General features: G+C 62.1%; 5 protein-coding genes. 4 read left to right on the top strand and 1 reads right to left on the bottom strand.

Annotation, left to right across the window (positions count from 1 at the left end; translation table 11 throughout):
• The 3 genes from EN925_RS26970 to EN925_RS26960 all read left to right on the top strand — a co-directional run.
• On the top strand, positions 1 to 524 hold a 524-nt coding region (locus tag EN925_RS26970), incomplete at its 5' end, for a DnaJ C-terminal domain-containing protein (protein WP_281040664.1).
• Between the two features lie 106 nt (positions 525 to 630).
• The gene (fabI, locus tag EN925_RS26965) at positions 631 to 1449 is read left to right on the top strand and encodes an enoyl-ACP reductase FabI (RefSeq protein ID WP_013532803.1); all 819 of its coding nucleotides are present in this window, start codon (positions 631 to 633) and stop codon (positions 1447 to 1449) included.
• Positions 1450 to 1496: 47 nt separating this feature from the next.
• Positions 1497 to 2084, top strand: coding sequence for a histidine phosphatase family protein (locus tag EN925_RS26960; RefSeq protein ID WP_013532802.1), 588 nt, complete (start codon positions 1497 to 1499; stop codon positions 2082 to 2084).
• A 169-nt stretch (positions 2085 to 2253) separates the two neighbouring features.
• Here EN925_RS26960 and EN925_RS26955 read toward each other — a convergent pair whose 3' ends face one another.
• Positions 2254 to 2514: a DUF1344 domain-containing protein gene (locus EN925_RS26955; RefSeq protein WP_013532801.1), complete on the bottom strand. Its 261-nt coding sequence runs from the start codon at positions 2512 to 2514 to the stop codon at positions 2254 to 2256.
• A 178-nt stretch (positions 2515 to 2692) separates the two neighbouring features.
• Here EN925_RS26955 and aroC point away from each other — a divergent pair, with 178 nt between their 5' ends.
• Entirely contained in the window at positions 2693 to 3802 is a 1110-nt protein-coding gene (gene aroC, locus EN925_RS26950) for a chorismate synthase (protein WP_127388420.1), read from the top strand.
• Positions 3803 to 3805: the final 3 nt, after the last annotated feature.

The raw sequence follows: 3805 nt of genomic DNA, 5'->3' as shown, positions 1-3805 counted from the left end.
GTCCCGGCATGGGCGATCGCCGCCAGCAGGCGACCGCTGCCGATCTGAACGTGACGCTCGACGTCACCATCGAGGAAGCGGCGACCGCTGAAAAGGTGACGGCGATGTTCCCCGACGGCCGCAAGGTGGCGGTCAAGCTGCCGGCCTATGTCGAGGATGGCCAGACCATCCGCCTCAAGGGTCAAGGCGAGCAGGGGCCGGGCCAGCCAGGCGACGCGCTGGTCAAGATCCATCTGCGCCGGCATCCACGCTACCGCATCGAAGGCCGCGACCTGCACGCCGATCTGCCGGTGATGCTGGCGGATGCCGTGCTCGGCGCCAAGGTGCCTGTCGAGACGCCGACCGGCAGGCTCGCGGTCAACATTCCGGCCTGGTCGAGCTCCGACAAGGTCCTGCGGCTGAAGGGCAGAGGCCTGCCGGAAAAGGCCGGCGGTCACGGCGATCTCTACGCTCATGTGCGTATCATGCTGCCGGAAGGCGGTGATAGCGCACTCGAAGCGCTGTTGCGCAGCCAAAAAGGCTGATCGGCGGCTTTTGTCCCCTGAACTGTCCGTTTTGAGCGCTTGAAGGGGCTCTGTGCCTGTGCGATAGGGCAACCCACAAAGCTGAAATCTTGCGGAGAGCGCTCACATGGCGGGTGGACAGGGCCTAATGGCCGGCAAGCGCGGCCTCATTCTTGGCGTCGCCAACAATAGGTCGATCGCTTATGGCATCGCCAAGGCCTGCGTCGATCATGGCGCCGAGATAGCGCTGACCTATCAGGGCGAGGCGTTCAAGAAGCGTGTCGAGCCGCTGGCGGCGGAACTGGGCGCCTTTGTCGCCGGCCATTGCGACGTCACCGATCCGGCGAGCCTGGATGAGGTTTTCGCCAATGTCGCCAAACATTGGGGCAAGCTTGATTTCCTCGTCCACGCCATTGCCTTCTCCGACAAGGATGAGCTGACTGGCCGCTATGTCGAGACGTCACGCGACAATTTCCTGCGCACAATGGACATTTCGGTCTATTCCTTCACCACCATCGCCAAGCGCGCCGAGGCGCTGATGACCGATGGCGGCTCACTGCTGACGCTGACCTACTACGGCGCCGAAAAGGTGATGCCGCACTACAACGTCATGGGTGTCGCCAAGGCGGCGCTCGAGGCCAGCGTGCGCTACCTGGCGGTCGATCTCGGCGCCAAGAAGATCCGCGTCAACGCCATTTCGGCTGGCCCGATCAAGACCCTTGCCGCTTCCGGCATCGGCGATTTCCGCTACATCCTGAAGTGGAACGAGTACAATTCGCCGCTGAAGCAGACGGTGACGCAGGAGGAAGTCGGCGATTCCGGCGTCTATTTCCTGTCCGATCTGTCGCGCGGCGTCACCGGTGAAGTGCACCACGTCGATTCGGGCTACCACGTCGTCGGCATGAAGGCGGTCGACGCGCCTGATATTTCGACCGTCAAGGACTAACACCCCCGCCAACCGTCGTCCGTCCCGATCCCGCACCGGAAGACCTGATGTACCCGCTGGTTTATATCGCGCGCCACGGCCAGACCGCGTGGAACGCCGAAATGCGGCTTCAGGGGCAGGCTGACACCGATCTCAATGCTCTTGGCCGCGAACAGGCGACCGGCAACGGGCTTCGGCTAGCTGCGTTGGTTCCAGATCCCTGGGAATTCGACTTCGTCGCCAGTCCGATGAAACGGACGCGCGAAACGATGCAGCGTATTCGCGCCGCGATGAAGCTGGATCCGGATGCCTATCGAACCGATCCGCGCCTCGTCGAGGTCAATTTCGGCGATTGGCAGGGATTTACCTTTCCCGAGCTGGAGACGCGGTATCCCGGAGCAAGCGGGACGCGCGCTCTGGACAAGTGGAACTTCCAGCCGCCCGGCGAAGGCGCCGAGAGCTATCAGATGCTGCTCGAACGGGTGAGGCCATGCTTCGACGCGATCGAACGCCAGACGATATGCGTGACCCATGGCGGCGTCATGCGCACCTTGTTTCGTTTCGTTCTGGGATTGGCCGAGGACGAGGCAGCGAACCTGGAAATACCGCAGGATCGCCTGCTCAAGCTCGAAGGCAAGAGTCTGGAGTGGCTTTGATGCATGTCGCCCAAAAGTGGCCCCGGTTTTGGGAGAACGACATACATAAAACAAAGACCTAAAGCGGGTCGCCTGAAATCCGTTCAGACGCGACACGCTCTAGGCCATTTCGCAGGCGGCTCGGCGAAAGCTGAACCGCAAACGCTGCATTCAATTGAGGTTGGAAGCTCTAGTTGGCTGAGCTGTCCGGCAGTTCCATGTCGGTGATGACGTTTTCGCCATTGGTCACATCGTAGGCGATGACGATGTCCATGCCCGGCTTCAGCGCGTCGAGATCGGTCTCTGCGTTCAGCTTGTAGGACTTGCCGTCATCCAGCGTCAGCGTCGCCGTGTCCTTGTCGATCTTCTTGATCAGGCCTTCGGTCTGGCCGGCGAAAGCGGCGGTGGAAAGCAGCAGCGTGGCGGCAACGGCGCTAATCAGGGTACGCATAATCGTTCCTCTTTATCATTGCACCGGCATGGCGGCGGGCTGTTCAACAGCGGATGGAGCAGAGCAGAAACCAACCGAATGTGTCAAAACTAAATCCGCCAGATCACAGTTTGACCCCTGTGAAAAACGCCAATAGAACGCAATCTTCAGCCGGCTCCGATGCCGGGCAGGGTATTTCATGTCTCACAACACGTTCGGCCACCTTTTCCGCGTCACCACCTGGGGCGAAAGCCATGGCCCGTCGCTCGGCTGCGTGGTCGACGGCTGTCCGCCCGGCATCCGCTTTACGCGCGACGAGATCCAGGCCGAACTCGACAAGCGCCGTCCGGGACAGTCACGTTTCGTGACGCAGCGTCGCGAACCAGATGAAGTGAAGGTGCTGTCAGGTTTCATCCTCGACGAGGACGGCGAGACGATGATCACCACCGGCACGCCGGTGTCGATGCTGATCGAGAATGTCGACCAGCGTTCAAAGGATTATGGCGAGATCGCCCGCCAGTACCGGCCCGGCCATGCCGACTACACCTATGACGTCAAATACGGGGTGCGCGATTATCGTGGCGGCGGCCGCTCCTCGGCCCGCGAGACGGCAGCCAGAGTGGCGGCCGGTGCCTTGGCGCGCAAGGTGGTGCCCGGCGTGGTGGTGCGCGGTGCGCTGGTGTCGATGGGCGAGAAATCCATCGATCGCGCCAACTGGAACTGGAATTTCATCGGCGATGCGGAAAATCCGTTCTTCACCCCCGATCCGGCTTCCGTTCCTGTCTTCACGCAGTATCTCGACGGCATCCGCAACGCGGGCTCCTCGGTCGGTGCGGTGATCGAGATCGTCGCCGACGGCGTTCCACCGGGCCTCGGCGCGCCGATCTATGCCAAGCTCGACCAGGACATCGCCTCCGGCCTGATGTCGATCAACGCGGTCAAAGGCGTCGAGATCGGCAACGGCTTCGAGGCCGCCCGCATCACCGGCGAGCAGAATGCCGACGAGATGCGCATCGGCAATGACGGCAAGCCGGTGTTCCTGTCCAACAATGCCGGCGGCATCCTCGGCGGCATCTCGACCGGCCAGGCAATCGTCGCCCGTTTCGCCGTCAAGCCGACCTCGTCGATCCTGACCCCGCGAAAGTCGATCGATAAGGACGGCAAGGACGTCGAGATCATGACCAAGGGCCGCCACGATCCATGCGTCGGCATCCGCGCCGTGCCGATCGGCGAGGCAATGGTTGCCTGTGCGATCGCCGATCATTATCTGCGGCATCGGGGACAGACGGGGAGGGGAATAGGGGAATAGGGG

It is taken from the genome of Mesorhizobium sp. M7A.F.Ca.US.006.04.2.1 (assembly GCF_004022915.1).
Classification (GTDB): Bacteria; Pseudomonadota; Alphaproteobacteria; order Rhizobiales; family Rhizobiaceae; genus Mesorhizobium; species Mesorhizobium ciceri.
The sequence above is the reverse complement of the archived record's forward strand: the minus strand, read 5'-3'. Positions and strand labels throughout refer to the sequence as shown.

Bases quoted from the DNA above. Each gene is read 5' to 3' on its own strand.
- fabI (WP_013532803.1), top strand. From the start codon at position 631: ATGGCGGGTGGACAGGGCCTAATGGCCGGCAAGCGCGGCCTCATTCTT.
- EN925_RS26960 (WP_013532802.1), top strand. From the start codon at position 1,497: ATGTACCCGCTGGTTTATATCGCGCGCCACGGCCAGACCGCGTGGAAC.
- EN925_RS26955 (WP_013532801.1), bottom strand. From the start codon at position 2,514: ATGCGTACCCTGATTAGCGCCGTTGCCGCCACGCTGCTGCTTTCCACC.
- aroC (WP_127388420.1), top strand. From the start codon at position 2,693: ATGTCTCACAACACGTTCGGCCACCTTTTCCGCGTCACCACCTGGGGC.